The sequence below is a fragment of the Streptomyces sp. NPDC051243 genome (genome assembly GCF_044455405.1).
GTDB lineage: Bacteria > Actinomycetota > Actinomycetes > Streptomycetales > Streptomycetaceae > Streptomyces.
Genome location: NZ_JBITES010000012.1, coordinates 26,230 through 44,520 on the forward strand (window position 1 = coordinate 26,230; position 18,291 = coordinate 44,520).

Sequence of the window (18,291 nt, forward strand, 5' to 3'; positions counted from 1 at the left end):
GGGTTTCGGGCGAGCAGGGACACTTACCGAAAAGTTGCCCGCATCTCACTGCGCGTCAGCTCCTCGAAAGGATGGAAAGCTACCGCTTAGTAGTTTGCTGTTGTACCGTTCATCCATGCCAGAAGCAGCCTCCGCACCGACGGCCCCGAAGGCCACGATCGGCGACAGCGAGTTCGACCGCGACACCGCGCTCACCCCGCGCGAACCCGGCGTCTACGACATCGACCTCTCGGCCGGCTGGACCATCATCAGCGCCGTCAACGGCGGCTATCTGCTCGCCGTCCTCGGCCGCGCCCTCGCCGACGCCCTGCCGCACAGCGACCCGTTCACCATCTCCGCGCACTACCTGACCGCCTCCCAGCCGGGCCCGGCGGTCGTCCGCACGGACGTGGTGCGCACGGGCCGCACCCTGTCGACCGGCCAGGCCTCGCTGTTCCAGTACGACGAGCAGGGCCGGGAGGTGGAGCGCATCCGCGTCCTCGCCTCCTACGGCGACCTCGACGCCCTCCCCGACGACGTCCGTACGACGGCCAAGCCGCCGGCGTTCCCGCCCATGGAGCACTGCTTCGGCCCCGAAGGCGGCCCCGCCCCCGTCTCCGGCAGCTCGGCCATCGCCGACCGCCTGATGCTCAAGCTCGACCCCTCCACCCTGGGCTGGGCCCTCGGCCGGCCCTCGGGCAAGGGCGAGATGCGCGCCTGGTTCGGCCTGGCCGACGGCCGGGACGCCGACCCGCTGTCCCTGCTGCTCGCGGTGGACGCCCTCCCGCCGACCGCCTTCGAGATCGGCATCTCCGGCTGGGTCCCCACGGTCGAACTCACGGTCCACATACGCTGCCGCCCGGCCCCGGGCCCGCTGCGGGTGTCGATCACCACGCGCAACCTCGCGGGCGGGTTCCTGGAGGAGGACGCGGAGGTCTGGGACAGCGCGGACCGACTGGTGGCGCAGTCACGGCAGTTGGCGCGGGTGAGGCTGGGTTGAGGCCCGTTCTGTCACGGGCCTGTACCAGCGAGCAGCGTGAGGTTCCGAGGGAACGCGCAGGTCAGCGGAGTGTTTTTAGGGGTGCTTTGCCGGGGGTACAGGTGATCAACAGCAGGGCCTCAAGGAAGGCCTAAACGGCGTTGGTTGAGTTCCAGCTCCCAGGACTTCCTCATCTTCCATGGAGCTGTTTCTCATGAAGCGTGCGCGTCTCCTTCCCGCCGTGGCCCTGCTGGCGCTCTCGCCCCTGGCCCTGGTGGCCTGCGGCTCCGGCGACTCGTCGTCGACCTCGACCAGCGGCAACTCCGGTCAGCAGTCGTCGTCGTGCGGGCAGCCGTCCGGTGCGCCCAGTGGTGCGCCCTCGGGCATGCCCAGCGGAGCGCCTTCCGGCGCGCCGTCGGCTGGAGCGTCCGGTGCGCCCAGTGGCGGTCCCGGTGGCCAGGGTGGCGGTCAGGGTGGTGCGCAGGGCGGCGGCCAGGGCGGCCCCGGCGGTGGGCAGGGCGGCGGCTGCGGCGGTCCCGGTGGTGGCCAGGGCGGTGGGGCGGCTCCCAGTGGTGCGCCGAGCGGGGCGTCGAGCGCGGCGGCGGCGACCGGGAGGTGACGCGAGACGCCGTACGGCAGCCCTGTATGGCAGGGCGGCGGTCCCGGGGCTGCGGCGGTCCCGGTGGTGGCCAGGGCGGTGGGGCGGCTCCCAGTGGTGTGCCGAGCGGGGCGCCGAGCGCGGCGGCGACCAGGAGGTGACGCGAGACGCCGTACGGCAGCCCTGTATGGCGGGGCGGCGGTCCGGGGCTGCGGCGGTCCCGGTGGTGGCCAGGGCGGTGGGGCGGCTCCCAGTGGTGCGCCGAACGGGGCGTCGAGCGCGGCGGCGGCGACCAGGAGTTGACGCGAGACGTCGTACGACAGTCCCGTATGGCAGGGCGGCGCTCCCGTGGCGGGGGTGCCGCCCTGTCGCGTCGCCGCCGCTCAGTCCAGCCAGTGGTCGCGGCCGATGCTGATCAGCCGCATCTGGCGGGTCGCGACCTGGGCGACGCGCCGCCGCTCCTCCTCCGGCGCCTCCAGGGCGTCGAGGAACAGGGAGGCCGTCATCAGCATCTGGTCGACATAGAGGTTGGCGAGCATGAGGAGGTCGTCCTCGTTCCAGCCCGCGGAGACCGGGTCCTTGGTGAGCGCGACCTTCACCTCCTCCGCGAATCGGGCCAGTTGGTCCTGGATCGCCTCCCGCACCGACTGCACCCCGCCGTGCCGCTCACGGGCGATGAAGCGGACGTGGGCCGGATGAGTCGCGACATGCTGGGCGATCAGCCCGACGGCGCGCTCTATGCGTTGGTCGCTGTCGCCGGACGAGGAGACGATCGTGCGGATCATCGGGTGCAGGCTGCCGAGCGCCTCCTCGACGAGGGCGACGCCGAGATCGGCGGTGGAGCGGAAGTGCCGGTAGAAGGCCGTCGGGGCGACGCCGACCTCGCGGGTGACCTCACGCAGGCCCAGACTGCTCAGGCTCTGCTCCTCCAGCAGTCCCAGCGCCGCGTCCAGGAGCGCCTGCCGGGTCTTCTGTTTCTGGGCCTGCCGAATGCCGAGGGTGTGACTCATGCCATGCAGTTAACAACTGTTCTCCGGAATTGAAAAGCCGTGGGGCGCGCTAGACTTGGAGTCAGTGAACAACTGTTACTACAACTGTTCACCGAACCGTAACGAGAGGGATCTCGTAGGGCGAGATCTCGGAGGGGGATCCGACCCATGCTGTTCCTCGTCGCCGCGCTCCTGCTGCTGGGCGTCCTGCTGGGCGCCGTGGCCCACGCACCGCTCGCCTTCACCGCCGTCGCCGCCGCCGTGATCGCCGTCTGGCTGGGCATCTTCGCGGCCCGCGAGCGTCACGCCCGCCGCAACTGACTTCGTCGACCGAACCGAACTCTGGGGAGCTGACCCTCATGCAACTGACCGCACCGGCCACCACCAGCCCCGGCCCGCGCACCCGCCGCCGCGACGCCGACGGCATGGCCGTGGCGTCCTTCATCCTCGGCCTCATCGGCCTCCTGGTCTTCAACATCTTCCTCGGCCCGACCGCCATCGTCCTTGCGGCAGTGTCCCTGTGGCGCGGCACGAAGCGCAGGGGCCGGGCGTTCCTGGGCATGGGCCTGGGCGTCGCCGACCTGCTGGTCCTGCTGACGTTCATCCAGCTGGACAACACCCTGTCGTGGAGCTTCTAGGGGCGGCCACGGGGGGCGTTCCGTACTGACCGGGGGCGGCCGGGGGCGGGCCGAACCGTCAGAGCGACCGCACTGGGCCGACAGCGCGAGGACACGGCCTGCGGCGCAGGGTGGCGTCACCACCAACTCCACGCCGGGTGCGTCACCACCAACTCCAGCGGCAACCCGGGAAAGGCGCACGCCCTGACGGCAGCCGGGCAGCCTTGACACAAGGCCTGTTACCGGCGCCCTTTAGAATCATGGCCACCATGGCTTACCTCGACCACGCCGCGACGACCCCCATGCTCCCGGAGGCGGCAGAGGCGCTGACCGCCCAGCTGAGCGTCACCGGCAACGCCTCCTCCCTCCACGCATCCGGCCGTCGCGCACGGCGCACCGTCGAGGAGGCCCGCGAAACCCTTGCGGAAGCGCTCGGCGCCCGCCCCAGCGAGGTCGTCTTCACCTCCGGCGGCACCGAGGCCGACAACCTCGCGGTCAAGGGGCTGTACTGGTCCCGCCGCGACGCCGACCCGGCGGGCACCCGCACCCGTGTCCTGGCCAGCCCCGTCGAACACCACGCCGTCCTCGACGCCGTCCACTGGCTCGCCGAGCACGAGGGCGCGAACGTCGACTACCTCCCGGTCGACTCCTGCGGCCGGGTCCACCCGGACGCCCTGCGCGAGGCCATCGCCCGCAACCCCCGCGACGTCGCCCTGGCCACCGTGATGTGGGCCAACAACGAGATCGGCACCGTCATGCCGATCCGCGAACTGGCCCACGTGGCAAAGGAGTTCGACGTCCCCCTGCACGCCGACGCCGTCCAGGCCTTCGGCCAGGTCCCCGTCGACTTCGCCGCCTCGGGACTCGCCGCGATGACGGTGTCGGGCCACAAGATCGGCGGCCCGTACGGCATCGGCGCGCTGATCCTCGGCCGCGAGTACACCCCCGTACCCGTCCTGCACGGCGGCGGCCAGGAGCGCCATGTCCGCTCCGGCACCCTCGACGTTCCCGCCGTCGCGTCCTTCGCGGTCGCCGGCCGCCTCGCCGCCGAGCAGCGCGAATGGTTCGCGAACGAGATCGGCGCCCTGCGCGACGCCCTGGTCGAGGCGGTCCGTACGGCGGTCCCCGACGCGATTCTCGGCGGCGACCCGGCACCCGGCGGCCGCCTCCCGGCCAACGCGCACTTCACCTTCCCCGGCTGCGAGGGCGACTCCCTGCTGCTCCTCCTGGACGCCCAGGGCATCGAGTGCTCCACCGGTTCCGCCTGCACGGCGGGCGTCGCCCAGCCCAGCCACGTCCTCCTGGCCACCGGAACCGACCCCGACCTGGCCCGCGGCACCCTCCGCTTCTCCCTCGGCCACACCTCCACGGAGGCCGACGTCGAGGCGGTCGCGAAGGCGATCGGGCCGGCGGTGGAAAGGGCTCGGGCGGCGGGGCTGACGTAGGGCGTTCCGGTATCCCGGCGCTGTTCCGGCACTATTCCGGCGCTGTTCCGGCCTCAGGCCTGAGCCGTGCGAGCCTCCCGCACGAGCTTCATGTACCGGTCCCAGTCCCAGTGCTCCCCGGGATCCGTGTGATCGGTTCCCGGCACCTCCACATGCCCGATGATGTGCTCGCGGTCGACGGGGATGTCGTAGCGCGCGCATATCCGCGCGGTCAGCCGCGCCGAGGCCTCGTACATCTCGTCCGTGAGGTCCTGCGGCCGGTCCACGAAGCCCTCGTGCTCGATGCCGATGCTGCGCTCGTTGTAGTCGCGGTTGCCCGCGTGGTAGGCCACGTCCAGCTCGCGGATCATCTGCGTGATGTGGCCGTCCTTACGGACGATGTAGTGCGCGGCGGCGCCGTGATCCGGGTCCTGGAAGACCTTCACCGCACTGTCGAAGCTGCCCTGGGTGACATGGACGATCACCATGTCTACGCCGTAGTCGTCGGGCCGGTCCGCCCGCCGCCAGTTCGCGTCCGACGCCGCCACCCACCGCGCGCCGGCGAAGTCGACCTCGCCCTCCTTGCGCGGCTTCTCCACGCCGGGCACCCGCCACCACAGCCGCGCCAGCTCGTCGCGGGCCAGCACGGCCGAGCCCACGGCGGCCGCCGTTCCGCCGATGAGCAAAGCGCGACGCCCGACCTTCCGGTCGCCGTCCTTCGAAGCCTTCCGCTGTCCCATGTGATCGTCAACGGATACTCGCGGGCCCTGGTTCCCGCGCCCCGTACCCTGGAAGGGTTATGACTGACACCGCGCAGCCCTCCCGCCCCCTCCGCGTCCTCGCCGCCATGTCCGGCGGGGTCGACTCCGCCGTCGCCGCCGCCCGCGCGGCCGAGGCGGGCCACGACGTGACCGGCGTCCACCTCGCGCTCTCCGCGAACCCTCAGTCCTTCCGCACGGGCGCGCGGGGCTGTTGCACCATCGAGGACTCGCGCGACGCCCGCCGCGCCGCCGACGTGATCGGCATCCCGTTCTATGTGTGGGACCTCGCCGACCGCTTCCGCGAGGACGTGGTCGAGGACTTCATCGCCGAGTACGAGGCCGGCCGCACGCCGAACCCCTGCCTGCGCTGCAACGAGAAGATCAAGTTCGCGGCGCTGCTCGACAAGGCGCTGGCGCTGGGCTTCGACGCGGTCTGCACGGGCCACTACGCGCAGGTCGTGCTGAACGAGGACGGCACGCGCGAGCTGCACCGCGCCTCCGACATGGCCAAGGACCAGTCGTACGTCCTCGGCGTCCTCGACGAGAAGCAGCTGGCGCACGCGATGTTCCCGCTCGGCGACACGGTGACGACCAAGGACGAGATCCGAGCCGAGGCCGAGCGCAGGGGCCTCGCGGTCGCCAAGAAGCCCGACTCGCACGACATCTGCTTCATCGCCGACGGCGACACCCAGGGCTTCCTCGCGAACCGCCTGGGCAAGGCGGAGGGCGACATCGTCGACGAGTCGGGCGCCAAGCTCGGCACGCACGAGGGCGCGTACGGCTTCACCATCGGCCAGCGCAAGGGCCTGCGCATCGGCACCCCGGCCGCCGACGGCAAGCCGCGCTACGTCCTCGACATCTCGCCGGTGAACAACACGGTGACGGTCGGCCCGGCGTCCTCCCTGGACGTCAGCGCCCTCACCGCCGTCAAGCCCCGCTGGTGCGGCGCCGCCCCGACCGGCCCCGGCGCCTACACCGCGCAGCTGCGTGCCCACGGCGGCGAGACGGAGGTCACCGCCGAGCTGGTCGACGGCCGTCTGGAGGTGTCCTTCACGAAGCCGGTTCGCGGCGTGGCCCCCGGCCAGGCGATCGTGCTGTACGACGGCACGCGCGTGGTGGGCTCGGCGACGATCGCGTCAACGGTGCGGGCGACGCCTTCGGCCGTCTGAGGCGGCCCGGAAGTTCACGTGTGAGGGCGCGCGTGTGTGCTCCCCCGTGGCACACGCGCGTGCCCGGTCCGGGTCATCCCCCGAAGAACTCCACCAGCACCGGCCCGAGGACGTCGGGCTCCACCATGTGGGTCTGCCCCTCCAGACTCCGATACGTCCCGTCCGGCACGGTCTGCGCGATCGCCCGCGCCGCCTCCCGCATCCATGAGGGGCTCGCACCGCCCGCGACGGCCAGTACCGGCACAGTGACCGAGGACAGTCGCGCCCGTGGCACCAGGCCGTCGCCCATCACGGCGTCGTCGTAGGCGAGGCTCGGCGCGATCGTCTCCATGCCGGACCACATGGGGGACTGGCGGGCGCGCTGGATCATCTCCTCCGCCATCCCGGTCAGCCGCAGAAAAAGCTCGACGGCGTCCCCGCGACGGCCCTGCTCGAGCATCTCGGTCAGCCGCTCGGTGTACTCCGCGCGCTCCTTCGCGCCGCCCTCGTAGACGGCGAACGGCACCTCGTAGACCGCGACCTGACGCACCGGCAGCCCGCTCGACGCCGCCTCCAGCGCCAGTGCACCACCCGACGAGACGCCGCACAGCGCCGCCTCCCCGCCCACCGCCTCGATCAGCGCGGCGAGATCCTCGACCTCGCGCTCCACCGTGTACGGCTTCGTGTCACCGCTCTCGCCACGTCCTCGGCGGTCGTACACGACGACTCTGAAGCGGTCCGACAGGGGCACGGCCAGCGGCGCCAACGTGCCCCCGGTGGACATCGCGCCGCTGACGAGGATCACCGCCGGACCCTGACCGGTGCTCTCGTACGCGATGGAGGTGCTGTCGCGCGAAATGGTCTTCTTGTCCATGCCTGTGGAGACTGCCTTACGACACGGAGCTAATCGGTCTACGACACTTCGACGTCGTAGAAGCAGAGGTGGTCCTTGATCTCGGCCACGTCCGGCTTCGGGTCCGGGTACGCCCACACGAGGTCCGCCGCGTCCGGCAGGGACCAGTAGGAGGCCGTTCCCTTGAAGGGGCAGTACGTGTGCGTGTCGGAGGGCGTCAGAAGGTCCAGCCGTACGTCCTCGGCCGGGATGTAGTACCGCACGGGACAGCCCGTCTCCCGCAGGACGAGCGGCCGGTCGGTCTCCGCGAGGACCTGGTCGCCGTGGACCGCCCGTACGCGCCGCGTGCCCTGCTCGATCGTGATCATGTGTCCGTCAGCCATACCCGGAAAGCGCTCGCGGGCACCCGGTTCTTCCCGCGTACGGTGGTCTGCATGCGAATCTGCGTCTTCCTCTCCGCCGCCGACCTCGACGACCGTTACACGCGCCCCGCGCGCGAGTTCGCGAAACTGCTGGGCAAGGGCGGGCACACGCTCGTCTGGGGCGGCTCGGACGTCGGGCTGATGAAGGTGGTCGCCGACGGGGTGCAGGAGGCGGGCGGCCGGCTGGCGGGAGTCTCCGTCGAGTTCCTGTCCGCCAAGGTCCGCCCGGGCGTCGACGAGATGGTGATCGCGAAGGACCTAGCCGAGCGCAAGAAGCTGCTCCTGGAGAAGGCCGACGCGGTGGTGATCATGGTCGGTGGTACGGGGACCCTGGACGAGGCCACCGAGATCCTGGAGCTGAAGAAGCACGGCCACACGGACAAGCCGGTGGTCCTGCTCAACACCGCGGGCTTCTACGACGGCCTGAAGGAGCAGTTCCGCCGCATGGAGGACGAGGGCTTCCTGCCCTGCCCGCTGAGCGACCTGGTGTTCTTCGCGGAGGAGCCGGTGGGGGCGCTGGCATACCTGGAGGAGAGCCGGGGAGTCGAGTGACCTGTCACTGATGCGAGCATGGCGGGCATGGCTACACATGTGATCACCGGAGCAGGCTCCGGCATCGGCGCGGCCGTCGCCCGCCGCCTGCACGCGCGCGGGGACGAACTCGTCCTCCACGCGCGCGACGCGGGCCGCGCGAAGGAGCTGGCAGCGCAGTTCCCCGGCGCCCGGACGCTGGTCGGCGACCTGGCGGACCCCGACAAGCTCTCCTGGGCCTTCTCCCACCAGTCGCTGCCCGACCGGGTCGACTCCCTGCTGCACATCGCCGGTGTCGTGGACCTGGGCGCGGTCGGCGACCTGACCCCGAAGTCCTGGCGCCTCCAGCTCAACGTCAACCTGATCTCCCCGGCCGAACTGACCCGCCACTTCCTGCCCCAGCTGCGCGCGGCACGCGGGCACGTGGTGTTCGTCAACTCGGGCGCGGGGCTGAACGCGCACGCCGACTGGTCCGCGTACGCCGCGTCGAAGCACGGCCTCAAGGCCCTCGCGGATTCCCTCCGCCACGAGGAACACGGCAACGGTGTCCGCGTCACCTCGGTCTACCCCGGCCGTACCGCCAGCCCGATGCAGGCCAAGGTCCACCAGCAGGAGGGCAAGGAGTACGACGCCTCGAAGTGGATCGACCCCGAGTCGGTGGCGACGACCATCCTGATGGCCCTGGACCTGCCCAGGGACGCGGAGGTCAACGACCTGACGGTGCGGCCGGGGCGCTGAAGCGGACCGGCTGTTTAAGCGTCTCGCCGACGGTTACATACGCTGTCCAGGTGAGTGCCAACAGCCAGTTCACCTTCGCCCCCGCCACCGGCGTCGGCTCCATGCCCGGCGGCGACGCCCGTGAGGCCGCCAAGACCGTCACCGGGTCCTTCGAGGACTTCCCGTACCTCGCCGAGCTCCCCGCCCGCGGCCCCGGCGCGGACATGATCGGCCGGACCGCCGGGATGCTCGCCGAGCTGTACGCGCGCGTGGAGCCCAGCGGGTGGCGGATCGGGGACCGGCCGGGCCGGGACACCAGGCGGGCGCGGTCGTGGCTGGGGGAGGACCTCGACGCGCTGGAGGAATTCACGCAGGGATACGAGGGGCAGCTGAAGGTCCAGGCCGTGGGGCCCTGGACCCTGGCCGCCGCGCTGGAGCTGAAGAACGGCGAGGCCGCCCTCTCCGACGCCGGTGCCTGCCGCGACCTCGCCGCCTCCCTCGCCGAAGGGCTGCGGCAGCATCTCGCGGAGGTCCGGCGCCGCGTCCCCGGCGCCCAACTCGTCCTTCAACTCGACGAGCCCTCCCTCATCGCCGTACTGCGCGGACAGGTGAAGACCGCCAGCGGCTACCGGACCCACCGAGCCGTGGACCGGCAGCTCGTCGAGGCGAGCCTGCGCGATGTCGTCGGGGTTCACGGCGGCGGCCCCGTCGTGGTCCACTCGTGCGCACCGGACGTCCCGTTCGCCCTGCTGCGCCGGGCGGGCGCGGCGGCGATCTCCTTCGACTTCTCCCTCCTCACCGAGCGTGACGACGAGGCGATCGGCGAGGCGGTGGAAGGCGGTACCCGGCTCTTCGCCGGTGTCGTCCCGGGCACGGACGGCCCATTGTCAGACCCTGCCGGTAGCGTCATGGGTGTCAGGACGTTGTGGCGCAGGCTGGGGCTGTCACCGGGGCTTCTCGCGGAGGCGGTCACGGTCACGCCGTCGTGCGGACTCGCGGGGGCCTCCCCGCAGTACGCGCGGGGGGCTCTGGCCCACTGCGTCCGGGCGGCGAGATCCCTCGCGGACAACCCAGAGTAACGGGAGGACAACACGGTGGCCGGCGACAAGCAAGCGGAGACGACGGTGCCCGCCGAGGCGCGGGAGAAGCACGCGAAGCTCGCTGAGCAGATCGAGGAGCACCGCTTCCGGTACTACGTGAAGGACGCTCCCGTCATCAGCGACGCGGAGTTCGACAAGCTCCTGCGCTCGCTCGAAGCGCTGGAGGACGAGTATCCGGAGCTGCGCACCCCGGACTCGCCGACCCAGAAGGTCGCGGGCGCGTACGAGACGGAGTTCACGGCGGTCCAGCACCGCGAGCGCATGCTGTCGTTGGACAACGCCTTCGACGACCTGGAGCTGGCCGCGTGGGCCGAGCGCGTCCACAAGGACGTGGGCACCTCCAAGTACCACTTCCTGTGCGAGCTCAAGGTCGACGGCCTCGCCGTCAACCTCACCTACGAACACGGCCGCCTCACCCGCGCGGCGACGCGCGGCGACGGCCGCACCGGCGAGGACATCACGCCCAATGTCCGTACGATCGCGGACATTCCGGACCGGCTGAAGGGTGACCGCATCCCCGACCTCGTGGAGATCCGCGGCGAGGTCTACTTCCCGATGGAGAAGTTCGAGGAGCTCAACGCCCGCCTGGTCGAGGCCGGCGACAAGCCCTTCGCCAACCCGCGCAACGCGGCCGCCGGTTCGCTCCGTCAGAAGGACCCGCGCGTCACCGCCACCCGCCCGCTGCACATGGTCGTGCACGGCATCGGCGCCCTGGAGGGCTCCGACGGCCTCACCCGCCTCTCCCAGGCCTATGACCTCCTCAAGACCTGGGGCCTGCCCACCGCCCGGCACAACAAGGTGGTCGAGGATCTCGACGGCGTGCGGGAGTTCATCGCGTACTTCGGCGAGAACCGCCACTCCGTGGAGCACGAGATCGACGGAGTCGTCGTCAAGCTCGACGAGATCCCCCTCCAGGGCCGACTGGGCTCCACCTCGCGGGCCCCGCGCTGGGCGATCGCGTACAAGTACGCGCCGGAGGAGGTCAACACCAAGCTCATCAACATCCGGGTGGGCGTGGGCCGTACGGGCCGGGTCACGCCGTACGCCCAGGTCGAACCGGTCACGGTCGCGGGCTCGGAGGTCGAGTTCGCCACCCTGCACAACCAGGACGTCGTCAAGGCCAAGGGTGTCCTCATCGGCGACACCGTGGTGCTGCGCAAGGCCGGTGACGTCATCCCGGAGATCCTCGGGCCGGTCGTCGACCTGCGCGACGGCAGCGAGCGCGAGTTCGTGATGCCGGCCGAGTGCCCTGAGTGCGGTACGGCGCTTCGGCCCATGAAGGAGGGCGACGTCGACCTGCGCTGCCCGAACGCCCGCACTTGCCCGGCCCAGTTGCGCGAGCGCCTGTTCTACCTCGCGGGCCGAAAGGCGCTGGACATCGAGCACTTCGGCTATGTCGCCGCCGCCGCGCTCACCAAGCCGCTGGAGCCGGCCGAGCCGCCGCTCGTGGACGAGGGCGACCTGTTCGACCTGACCGTCGAGCAGTTGCTGCCCATCAAGGCGTACGTCCTCGACCAGGACAGCGGTCTGCCCAAGCGCGACCCGAAGTCCGGCGAGGAGAAGATCGCCACGGTCTTCGCCAACCAGCAGGGCGAGCCGAAGAAGAACGCGGTCGCGATGCTGGAGAACATCGCCGCGGCCAAGGAGCGCCCGCTCGCCCGCATCCTCACCGGCCTGTCGATCCGTCACGTCGGCCCGGTCGCCGCGGAGGCGCTGGCCCGTGAGTTCCGCTCCATCGACCGTATCGAACAGGCCAGTGAGGAGGAGCTGGCGAACACCGACGGCGTCGGCCCGATCATCGCCGCCTCGCTCAAGGAGTGGTTCGCCGAGGAGTGGCACCAGGAGATCCTTCGCAAGTGGAAGGCCGCCGGCGTCCGCATGGAGGAGGAGGGCTCCGGCGAGGACGAGGGACCCCGCCCGCTGGAAGGGCTCACCGTCGTCGTCACCGGCACGCTGGAGAACTTCACCCGTGACGGAGCCAAGGAGGCGCTGCAAAGCCGCGGAGCGAAGGTAACCGGTTCCGTTTCGAAGAAGACTTCCTTTGTTGTCGTGGGTGACAGCCCGGGTTCCAAATATGACAAGGCCATGCAGCTCAAGGTGCCTGTTCTGAACGAGGACGGATTCAACGTCCTGCTGGAACAGGGGCCCGACGCGGCGGCCGAAGTTGCGCTCCCGACAGAGGAGTAACGGTTGAAGACCACCCGATAGGCGCATACCAGATGCATACGGGTGGCTGGGGCGCATTCGGGCAACCGTCGACGACCGCTGCCCGTGAAAGCCTTCTGCGGCCTACTGTTGAGGGGTGCGCCTGCCGTGCCCAGCTGCGGTCGGGGCATTCCCTTGCTCTCGAAGTGCTTTGCAGGGCGGGGGGAAGGGCTTTCCAACGCGGTGCCGTAGAAGGTTGTTGTCGGGCATCGGGCCGCGTGGCGTGGGCACCGCCGGCTGTGAGAGGGACGGGAATGGAACCGACCGAGAGTGCCGCCCCGGACTCACGGCTGCGCCGGATCGCCGGCGCATGGCGGGGGTGGGCGGCGCGGAGCGCGGAACGTTCGCGCGCGGAAAGAGGCGCGGGGAGCGCCGCCGGGCCGCACACCGTGACGGACGGCCATGCCGCCGTGCGGCTCGGCGCCGAGCGCACCGCCGGGCTGCCGGGCTCCGACCACGAACGGCACCTGTCCTGGCCCGCGCTGCCCGCGGCGATCGTCGCGGCGGCCGGGTTCGTCCTCGGCGCCGGGTTCTACCGGGCGTTCACCGGCAGCCATGCCCTCTTCCCGTCCGGCACCGTCGGCTGGTCCCTGGCGGTGCTGACCGGCATCATCGTCGGCCACCTCGTCGCCCTCGGCCGCGCCCGCTGGTGGGGCGGCACCGGCTCCGGCGCCGCCCTCACCCTCGCCGTGCTGATGCTGTACGGCTGGGTGCCGGCCGGCATGGTCAGTCTCACCGTCGTCGTCCTGGTCGGCATCGCCCGCCGGGGCCGCTGGCGCCAGGGCGTGCTGCACGGCGCCGTGGACATCCTCGGCATCGCCGCGGGCGCCCTCGTGCTGGCCGCCTTCGGCCGCGTGCCGACCGTCGAGAACCCCTGGAACCCCGACACCTGGACGCTGTACACCGCCCCCGGCGTCGTGCTCGTCGCCGCCGCCTATCTGGCGGTCACCCGCGTCCTGCTCTGGTATCTGCACGCCCCGCGCGGCGGTCTGCCCACCGTGGCCCGCACCGCCCTGGTCCGGCAGGGCCTGGTCGCCGTGGCGCTGCTCGGCATCGCGCCGCTGGTGTGCGTCGTCGCCATCGCCAAGCCCCTGCTGCTGCCGCTGTTCTCCATCCCCCTCATCGCCCTCGACTCCACGCTGTGGATCGCCCGGGCCAGGGCGGAGGAGCAACTGCGTGACCCGCTGACCGGGTTGCCCAACCGGCAGTGGCTGCTGGAGCGGATCTGGACCGCGCTCGACGACGCCGAGCGCATCGGCGCCCGGTCCGCCCTGATGCTGATCGACCTCGACCGCTTCCGATCGGTCAACGACACGCTCGGTCATCTGGCCGGAGACCGGTTGCTGTTGCAGATAGCCGACCGGCTGCGCCTCGCCCTGCCGCGCGGAGCGGAGGCCGCGCGGCTCGGCGGCGACGAGTTCGCCGTCTTACTGCCGGTCGCCGACTCCACGACGTCCGCGACCCGGGTCGCCCGCGGCCTCGTCACGGCCCTCAGCTCCCCGCTCGACCTCGACGGGCTCACCCTGGTCCTGGAGGCCAGCGCGGGCGTCGCCGTATTCCCGGACCACGCGCTCGACGCCGAGGGGATGCTGCGGCGCGCGGACGTGGCGATGTACCAGGCGAAGCGGGACCGCACGGGCGTCGAGGTCTACGAGTCCAAGCGGGACTCCAACACCCCGGACCGGCTCGGCCTGCTGGGGGATCTGCGCCGAGCGCTCGACGCGCACGAGGTCGAACTGCACTACCAGCCGAAGGTCCGCTTCGACGGACAGGTCGCCGGTCTCGAGGCGCTGGTCCGCTGGGTGCATCCGGAGCGCGGGAAGGTGCCGCCGGACGAGTTCATAGCGATCGCCGAGTCGTCGGGGCTGATGCCGCATCTGACGGAGTACGTGCTGGAGACGGCGCTCGGTCAGGTGGCGCGGTGGCGTTCGCAGGGGCTGTACGTGCCGGTCGCGGTCAACGTCTCGCCCCGTGACGTCCACACCCCCGGCTTCGCGGGCTCGGTCGCCGCGCGGCTGGCCCGGCACGGTGTTCCGGCGGGAGCGCTCCAGCTGGAGATAACGGAACACGTCCTCCTGGAGGACCCGCAGCGTGCCGCCGACACGCTCGCCGGGCTGACCGGGCACGGCGTGAAGATGTCCCTGGACGACTTCGGCACCGGGTACTCGTCCCTCGTGCACCTCAGACGGCTGCCCGTGAGCGAGCTGAAGATCGACCGCTCCTTCGTGGCGCGGCTCGCGGTGGACACCGAGGACGCGGAGATCGTGCGCTGCACGGTGGATCTGGCGCATTCGCTCGGCCTGCTCGTCGTCGCCGAGGGCGTGGAGGACGATGAGACCTGGGAACGGCTGCGGGACCTGGGCTGCGACGCGGTTCAGGGTTGGCTGGTCGCCGCGGCGATGCCTCCGGAAGAGACGACGGCCTGGCTGCGGGCGCGAGGATCGCGTGGTTGGCAGCGCCCAAGGGCGGCCCTTCCTGCCGCCGAGTAACGGCAAACGCGCCCCTTCAGGGACGCGGGGCTGCGCAGCTGGGCGGCTCCGCCGCGTGGGCGCGACAAGCCACGACGGGCCCGCGGACGAAAGACCGCGTATGACGGCACCCCCCTCGCGGCCTCGTCAGCGAAGCGCGCCGCTGAAGTGCCCGGTGAGCAGTTCCAGCCTCTGCTCATGTGCCCCTTCCGGCAGCCGCCCGCTCCGCATCAGCGTCACCAGGCCATGCAGGCCGGCCCAGTAAGTCTCCGTCAGCAGGCCGATGTCGTCGCCCTCGGCCGCGATCGGCTCGACGGCCTGCCTCAGCTCACCGAAGGCCTCCTGCAAGGGGGCCGGTGCTTCGGGCGTGGCGAACGGCAGGTCCACGCGGTGGGTGAATATCGCGTCGTACAGAGCCGGTCGGCGCCGCGCGAAGGCCGTGTACGCCTCACCCACCGCGGCCAGCGCCCCGCGCCTGCCCTTCGCCGCCTCACGCGCCGTACGCAACTCGACGGCCAGCTCCGCGCAGCCCTGCACCGCCACCGCCGCCATGATCGCCTCCTTGCCCTTGAAGTGGCTGTAGAGGACGGGCTGGCTGTACTCGATCTCGGCCGCCAGGCGGCGCGTGGTGACCGCCTCCCAGCCCTCGGCCTCGGCCAGCTCCCGCGCGGCCGTGACGATCAGCCGCTCGCGTTCCGCTCGTTCGCGCTCGCGGCGCGTCTGGATGGACATGGCCTGAATTCTAGCAGCGCTAGCCAATCTGTCGACGCTCTGCTAGCTTCGCTCCTGTACCTAGCGCTGCTAGCGAGGAGAGAAGACATGACCGTGACCGCGTACACCCTGGCCGTCGTCCTGAATCTGTTCTGCCTGTTCCTCGGCTACCGGTTCCTGTTCCAGCCCGCCTCCGCCGCCACCGGCTACGGCGTCCCCGCCCGGCCGGACGGCGACGCGGGTGCCTATCTCTCGATCAAGGGGCTGCGCGACGGCACCTTCGGCCTGGTGGGCCTGGCCCTGCTCTTCTTCGTCGGCGCCCGCGCCGAGGCGTGGTTCATGCTCGCCGTGGCGATCGTGCCGCTCTGCGACACGCTGATAGTGCTGCGGCACGGCGGTCCGAAGGCCACCGCGTTCGGGATCCACTTCGCCACCGCGGTGGTCGTACTGATCAGCGCCGCCCTGCTGTTCCTGGTCTAGCGGAGCCGCACCCCGGAAACCGTTTCACGGGCATGCGGCCCGGCCCCATAGGATTGGGGCTAGTCGTCCCATTCCCGTCTGTCGCGCGACGCCCGGCACGCACGCTCGCCGCGTTGCCGAATCGTCCACGTGGCTCCGCCACGAGGACGCTCCGGCACCTTGCGATCGCACGCACCAGACGCCGCACGACCCGCCCTTCGGGCGGACGACGGGAACGGGACGACCAGCCCCAGCCCCAAACCACACACTCACCCCAGAGGATCGCTGCATGCCTGGCATCACGCGCGAGGAGGTCGCCCACCTCGCCCGGCTGGCGCGTCTGGAGCTGAAGCCCGAAGAGCTCGAGCACTTCGCGGGACAGCTGGACGACATCATCGGCGCGGTCGCCCGCGTCAGTGAGGTCGCCGACCAAGACGTACCGCCGACCTCGCACCCGCTCCCGCTGACGAACGTCATGCGCGTGGACGAGGTCCGTCCGTCGCTCACCCCCGAGCAGGCGCTCTCCGGCGCCCCGGCCCAGGAGCAGCAGCGTTTCAAGGTGCCGCAGATCCTGGGGGAGGACTGACCATGACGGACAGCATCATCAAGCTCACCGCCGCCGAGACCGCCGCGAAGATCGCCTCCGGTGAGCTCACGGCCGTGCAGGTCACCGAGGCCCACCTCGCCCGCATCGAGGCCGTCGACGAGAAGGTGCACGCCTACCTGCACGTCGACCGCGAGGGCGCCCTCGCCCAGGCCCGTGCCGTCGACGAGAAGCGGGCCAAGGGCGAGAAGCTCGGGCCGCTGGCCGGCGTCCCCCTCGCACTGAAGGACATCTTCACCACCGAGGGCGTCCCGACCACCGTCGGTTCGAAGATCCTCGAGGGCTGGATCCCGCCGTACGACGCCACCGTCACCAAGAAGCTCAAGGCCGCCGACGTCGTCATCCTCGGCAAGACCAACATGGACGAGTTCGCCATGGGGTCCTCCACCGAGAACAGCGCCTACGGGCCGACCGGCAACCCCTGGGACCTCACGAAGATCCCCGGCGGCTCCGGCGGTGGCTCCTCCGCCGCGCTCGCCTCCTTCCAGGCGCCCCTCGCCATCGGCACCGACACCGGCGGTTCCATCCGCCAGCCGGCCGCCGTCACCGGCACCGTCGGCGTGAAGCCGACGTACGGCGCCGTCTCGCGGTACGGCATGGTCGCCTTCTCGTCCTCCCTCGACCAGGGCGGGCCGTGCGCCCGTACGGTCCTGGACGCGGCGCTCCTGCACGAGGTCATCGCCGGTCACGACCCGCTGGACTCGACGTCGATCGACGCGCCCGTCCCGCCGGTCGTCGAGGCCGCCCGCAACGGCAGCGTCCAGGGCATGCGCGTCGGCGTCGTCAAGCAGTTCCGCGGCGAGGGCTACCAGGCCGGCGTCATCCAGCGGTTCGACGAGTCCGTCGAGCTGCTGAAGGAACTGGGCGCCGAGATCGTCGAGCTGGACTGTCCGTCCTTCGACCTCGCACTGTCGGCGTACTACCTCATCGCGCCCTCCGAGTGCTCCTCCAACCTCGCCCGCTTCGACGGCCTGCGCTACGGCCTGCGGACCGGCGACGACGGCACGCGCTCCGCCGAGGAGGTCACCTCCCTCACCCGTGAGGCGGGCTTCGGCCCCGAGGTGAAGCGCCGCATCATGCTCGGCACGTACGCGCTCAGCTCCGGCTACTACGACGCGTACTACGGCAGCGCCCAGAAGGTCCGCACGCTCATCACGCGCGACTTCGAAAAGGCCTTCGAGCAGGTGGACGTGATCGTCTCGCCGACGACGCCGACCACCGCCTTCCCGATCGGCGAGCGCGCCGACGACCCGATGGCGATGTACCTCGCCGACCTGTGCACCATCCCGACGAACCTCGCGGGCAACGCGGCCATGTCCCTGCCCTGCGGTCTGGCCCCGGAGGACAACCTCCCGGTCGGCCTGCAGATCATCGCCCCGGCGACGAAGGACGAACGCCTGTACAAGGTCGGCGCCGCCGTCGAGGCCGCCTTCGTGGAAAGGTGGGGGCACCCGCTTCTGGAGGAGGCTCCGTCGCTGTGAGCAAGCTGTCCAAGGCCAAGGACTTCAAGAAGTCCAAGTCCGGTCTGTACCTGTCCATGGCCACCACCGCGTTCGGTGCGGTCAGTGTCGTCAAGCAGGCCAAGAAGGCCCGCGTGGAGAGCGACACGCTGCGGCTCATCGACGCAGGCGTGTCCGCCGTTGCCATCGTCACCGGCCTCGCCATCCTCTACCGCGAGCTGAAGCGGCTGGGCGACGACGACGTCCTGCTGGGCTGAGAGGGAAGT

Annotated in this window: 20 protein-coding genes; 15 read left to right on the forward strand and 5 right to left on the reverse strand. The window is 71.1% G+C overall.

Annotated elements, in window-relative coordinates:
- Window positions 1-115: 115 nt before the first annotated feature.
- Complete coding sequence (locus ACIBAG_RS29150; protein WP_399108997.1) at window positions 116-979, forward strand: thioesterase family protein; 864 nt, start codon at window positions 116-118, stop codon at window positions 977-979.
- Window positions 980-1,172: 193 nt separating this feature from the next.
- The gene (locus ACIBAG_RS29155) at window positions 1,173-1,577 is read left to right on the forward strand and encodes a hypothetical protein (RefSeq protein ID WP_399108998.1); all 405 of its coding nucleotides are present in this window, start codon (window positions 1,173-1,175) and stop codon (window positions 1,575-1,577) included.
- A 362-nt stretch (window positions 1,578-1,939) separates the two neighbouring features.
- On the opposite strand, the gene ACIBAG_RS29160 is transcribed toward ACIBAG_RS29155, so the two are convergent.
- Window positions 1,940-2,566 carry a TetR family transcriptional regulator gene (locus tag ACIBAG_RS29160; protein WP_399109000.1) on the reverse strand — a complete coding sequence of 209 codons (627 nt, stop codon included), beginning with the start codon at window positions 2,564-2,566 and terminating at the stop codon, window positions 1,940-1,942.
- 147 nt (window positions 2,567-2,713) lie between these two features.
- Between ACIBAG_RS29160 and ACIBAG_RS29165 the strand changes: the two genes are divergently transcribed.
- The 3 genes from ACIBAG_RS29165 to ACIBAG_RS29175 all read left to right on the forward strand — a co-directional run bounded on the left by ACIBAG_RS29165 (window position 2,714) and on the right by ACIBAG_RS29175 (window position 4,607).
- Window positions 2,714-2,866, forward strand: a complete 153-nt coding sequence (locus ACIBAG_RS29165) for a hypothetical protein (RefSeq protein WP_399109002.1) — start codon at window positions 2,714-2,716, stop codon at window positions 2,864-2,866.
- A gap of 38 nt (window positions 2,867-2,904) precedes the next feature.
- Window positions 2,905-3,183 (forward strand): DUF4190 domain-containing protein, encoded by a 279-nt coding sequence (locus tag ACIBAG_RS29170; RefSeq protein ID WP_399109004.1) that lies wholly within the window; start codon window positions 2,905-2,907, stop codon window positions 3,181-3,183.
- Window positions 3,184-3,431: 248 nt separating this feature from the next.
- Window positions 3,432-4,607, forward strand: a complete 1,176-nt coding sequence (locus ACIBAG_RS29175) for a cysteine desulfurase family protein (protein WP_399109006.1) — start codon at window positions 3,432-3,434, stop codon at window positions 4,605-4,607.
- Between the two features lie 53 nt (window positions 4,608-4,660).
- Here the strand turns inward: ACIBAG_RS29175 and ACIBAG_RS29180 are convergent, their stop codons facing one another.
- The gene (locus tag ACIBAG_RS29180; RefSeq protein ID WP_399109008.1) at window positions 4,661-5,326 is read right to left on the reverse strand and encodes an N-acetylmuramoyl-L-alanine amidase; all 666 of its coding nucleotides are present in this window, start codon (window positions 5,324-5,326) and stop codon (window positions 4,661-4,663) included.
- 59 nt (window positions 5,327-5,385) lie between these two features.
- Between ACIBAG_RS29180 and mnmA the strand changes: the two genes are divergently transcribed.
- Window positions 5,386-6,516 (forward strand): tRNA 2-thiouridine(34) synthase MnmA, encoded by a 1,131-nt coding sequence (gene mnmA / locus ACIBAG_RS29185; RefSeq protein ID WP_399109010.1) that lies wholly within the window; start codon window positions 5,386-5,388, stop codon window positions 6,514-6,516.
- A 73-nt stretch (window positions 6,517-6,589) separates the two neighbouring features.
- Here the strand turns inward: mnmA and ACIBAG_RS29190 are convergent, their stop codons facing one another.
- Together ACIBAG_RS29190 and ACIBAG_RS29195 are read right to left on the reverse strand one after the other, a co-directional pair.
- On the reverse strand, window positions 6,590-7,369 hold the full coding sequence (locus tag ACIBAG_RS29190) for an alpha/beta fold hydrolase (protein WP_399109011.1): 780 nt from the start codon (window positions 7,367-7,369) through the stop codon (window positions 6,590-6,592).
- A gap of 38 nt (window positions 7,370-7,407) precedes the next feature.
- Window positions 7,408-7,731 (reverse strand): DUF427 domain-containing protein, encoded by a 324-nt coding sequence (locus ACIBAG_RS29195; RefSeq protein ID WP_399109012.1) that lies wholly within the window; start codon window positions 7,729-7,731, stop codon window positions 7,408-7,410.
- Between the two features lie 51 nt (window positions 7,732-7,782).
- Here ACIBAG_RS29195 and ACIBAG_RS29200 point away from each other — a divergent pair, with 51 nt between their 5' ends.
- The 5 genes from ACIBAG_RS29200 (at window position 7,783) to ACIBAG_RS29220 (ending at window position 14,812) form a co-directional block, all read left to right on the forward strand.
- The gene (locus ACIBAG_RS29200; protein ID WP_399109013.1) at window positions 7,783-8,322 is read left to right on the forward strand and encodes a TIGR00730 family Rossman fold protein; all 540 of its coding nucleotides are present in this window, start codon (window positions 7,783-7,785) and stop codon (window positions 8,320-8,322) included.
- A gap of 18 nt (window positions 8,323-8,340) precedes the next feature.
- The gene (locus ACIBAG_RS29205; protein ID WP_399109015.1) at window positions 8,341-9,039 is read left to right on the forward strand and encodes an SDR family oxidoreductase; all 699 of its coding nucleotides are present in this window, start codon (window positions 8,341-8,343) and stop codon (window positions 9,037-9,039) included.
- 50 nt (window positions 9,040-9,089) lie between these two features.
- A complete protein-coding gene (locus ACIBAG_RS29210; protein ID WP_399109016.1) occupies window positions 9,090-10,097 on the forward strand; it encodes a methionine synthase in 1,008 nt (335 codons plus the stop codon).
- A gap of 15 nt (window positions 10,098-10,112) precedes the next feature.
- Window positions 10,113-12,305: an NAD-dependent DNA ligase LigA gene (ligA, locus tag ACIBAG_RS29215; protein ID WP_399109018.1), complete on the forward strand. Its 2,193-nt coding sequence runs from the start codon at window positions 10,113-10,115 to the stop codon at window positions 12,303-12,305.
- A gap of 272 nt (window positions 12,306-12,577) precedes the next feature.
- The gene (locus ACIBAG_RS29220; protein ID WP_399109019.1) at window positions 12,578-14,812 is read left to right on the forward strand and encodes a putative bifunctional diguanylate cyclase/phosphodiesterase; all 2,235 of its coding nucleotides are present in this window, start codon (window positions 12,578-12,580) and stop codon (window positions 14,810-14,812) included.
- Between the two features lie 126 nt (window positions 14,813-14,938).
- Here ACIBAG_RS29220 and ACIBAG_RS29225 read toward each other — a convergent pair whose 3' ends face one another.
- A complete protein-coding gene (locus ACIBAG_RS29225; RefSeq protein WP_399109021.1) occupies window positions 14,939-15,523 on the reverse strand; it encodes a TetR/AcrR family transcriptional regulator in 585 nt (194 codons plus the stop codon).
- An 87-nt stretch (window positions 15,524-15,610) separates the two neighbouring features.
- Between ACIBAG_RS29225 and ACIBAG_RS29230 the strand changes: the two genes are divergently transcribed.
- From ACIBAG_RS29230 to ACIBAG_RS29245, 4 genes are all read left to right on the forward strand, one after another.
- Window positions 15,611-15,982, forward strand: a complete 372-nt coding sequence (locus ACIBAG_RS29230; protein WP_399109023.1) for a DUF4267 domain-containing protein — start codon at window positions 15,611-15,613, stop codon at window positions 15,980-15,982.
- 268 nt (window positions 15,983-16,250) lie between these two features.
- Window positions 16,251-16,547: an Asp-tRNA(Asn)/Glu-tRNA(Gln) amidotransferase subunit GatC gene (gene gatC, locus ACIBAG_RS29235; protein WP_031485327.1), complete on the forward strand. Its 297-nt coding sequence runs from the start codon at window positions 16,251-16,253 to the stop codon at window positions 16,545-16,547.
- 2 nt (window positions 16,548-16,549) lie between these two features.
- Complete coding sequence (gatA, locus tag ACIBAG_RS29240; protein ID WP_399109024.1) at window positions 16,550-18,046, forward strand: Asp-tRNA(Asn)/Glu-tRNA(Gln) amidotransferase subunit GatA; 1,497 nt, start codon at window positions 16,550-16,552, stop codon at window positions 18,044-18,046.
- Window positions 18,043-18,282: a hypothetical protein gene (locus tag ACIBAG_RS29245; RefSeq protein ID WP_399109026.1), complete on the forward strand. Its 240-nt coding sequence runs from the start codon at window positions 18,043-18,045 to the stop codon at window positions 18,280-18,282. The genes gatA and ACIBAG_RS29245 overlap by 4 nt, the downstream gene beginning before the upstream one ends.
- The last annotated feature ends 9 nt before the right edge of the window (window positions 18,283-18,291 follow it).

What these genes read in the sequence shown, in the direction of transcription:
- ACIBAG_RS29150 (WP_399108997.1), top strand. Translation starts at nt 116, where the DNA reads ATGCCAGAAGCAGCCTCCGCACCGACGGCCCCGAAGGCCACGATCGGC.
- ACIBAG_RS29155 (WP_399108998.1), top strand. Translation starts at nt 1,173, where the DNA reads ATGAAGCGTGCGCGTCTCCTTCCCGCCGTGGCCCTGCTGGCGCTCTCG.
- ACIBAG_RS29160 (WP_399109000.1), bottom strand. Translation starts at nt 2,566, where the DNA reads ATGAGTCACACCCTCGGCATTCGGCAGGCCCAGAAACAGAAGACCCGG.
- ACIBAG_RS29165 (WP_399109002.1), top strand. Translation starts at nt 2,714, where the DNA reads ATGCTGTTCCTCGTCGCCGCGCTCCTGCTGCTGGGCGTCCTGCTGGGC.
- ACIBAG_RS29170 (WP_399109004.1), top strand. Translation starts at nt 2,905, where the DNA reads ATGCAACTGACCGCACCGGCCACCACCAGCCCCGGCCCGCGCACCCGC.
- ACIBAG_RS29175 (WP_399109006.1), top strand. Translation starts at nt 3,432, where the DNA reads ATGGCTTACCTCGACCACGCCGCGACGACCCCCATGCTCCCGGAGGCG.
- ACIBAG_RS29180 (WP_399109008.1), bottom strand. Translation starts at nt 5,326, where the DNA reads ATGGGACAGCGGAAGGCTTCGAAGGACGGCGACCGGAAGGTCGGGCGT.
- mnmA (WP_399109010.1), top strand. Translation starts at nt 5,386, where the DNA reads ATGACTGACACCGCGCAGCCCTCCCGCCCCCTCCGCGTCCTCGCCGCC.
- ACIBAG_RS29190 (WP_399109011.1), bottom strand. Translation starts at nt 7,369, where the DNA reads ATGGACAAGAAGACCATTTCGCGCGACAGCACCTCCATCGCGTACGAG.
- ACIBAG_RS29195 (WP_399109012.1), bottom strand. Translation starts at nt 7,731, where the DNA reads ATGGCTGACGGACACATGATCACGATCGAGCAGGGCACGCGGCGCGTA.
- ACIBAG_RS29200 (WP_399109013.1), top strand. Translation starts at nt 7,783, where the DNA reads ATGCGAATCTGCGTCTTCCTCTCCGCCGCCGACCTCGACGACCGTTAC.
- ACIBAG_RS29205 (WP_399109015.1), top strand. Translation starts at nt 8,341, where the DNA reads ATGGCGGGCATGGCTACACATGTGATCACCGGAGCAGGCTCCGGCATC.
- ACIBAG_RS29220 (WP_399109019.1), top strand. Translation starts at nt 12,578, where the DNA reads ATGGAACCGACCGAGAGTGCCGCCCCGGACTCACGGCTGCGCCGGATC.
- ACIBAG_RS29225 (WP_399109021.1), bottom strand. Translation starts at nt 15,523, where the DNA reads ATGTCCATCCAGACGCGCCGCGAGCGCGAACGAGCGGAACGCGAGCGG.
- ACIBAG_RS29230 (WP_399109023.1), top strand. Translation starts at nt 15,611, where the DNA reads ATGACCGTGACCGCGTACACCCTGGCCGTCGTCCTGAATCTGTTCTGC.
- gatC (WP_031485327.1), top strand. Translation starts at nt 16,251, where the DNA reads ATGCCTGGCATCACGCGCGAGGAGGTCGCCCACCTCGCCCGGCTGGCG.
- gatA (WP_399109024.1), top strand. Translation starts at nt 16,550, where the DNA reads ATGACGGACAGCATCATCAAGCTCACCGCCGCCGAGACCGCCGCGAAG.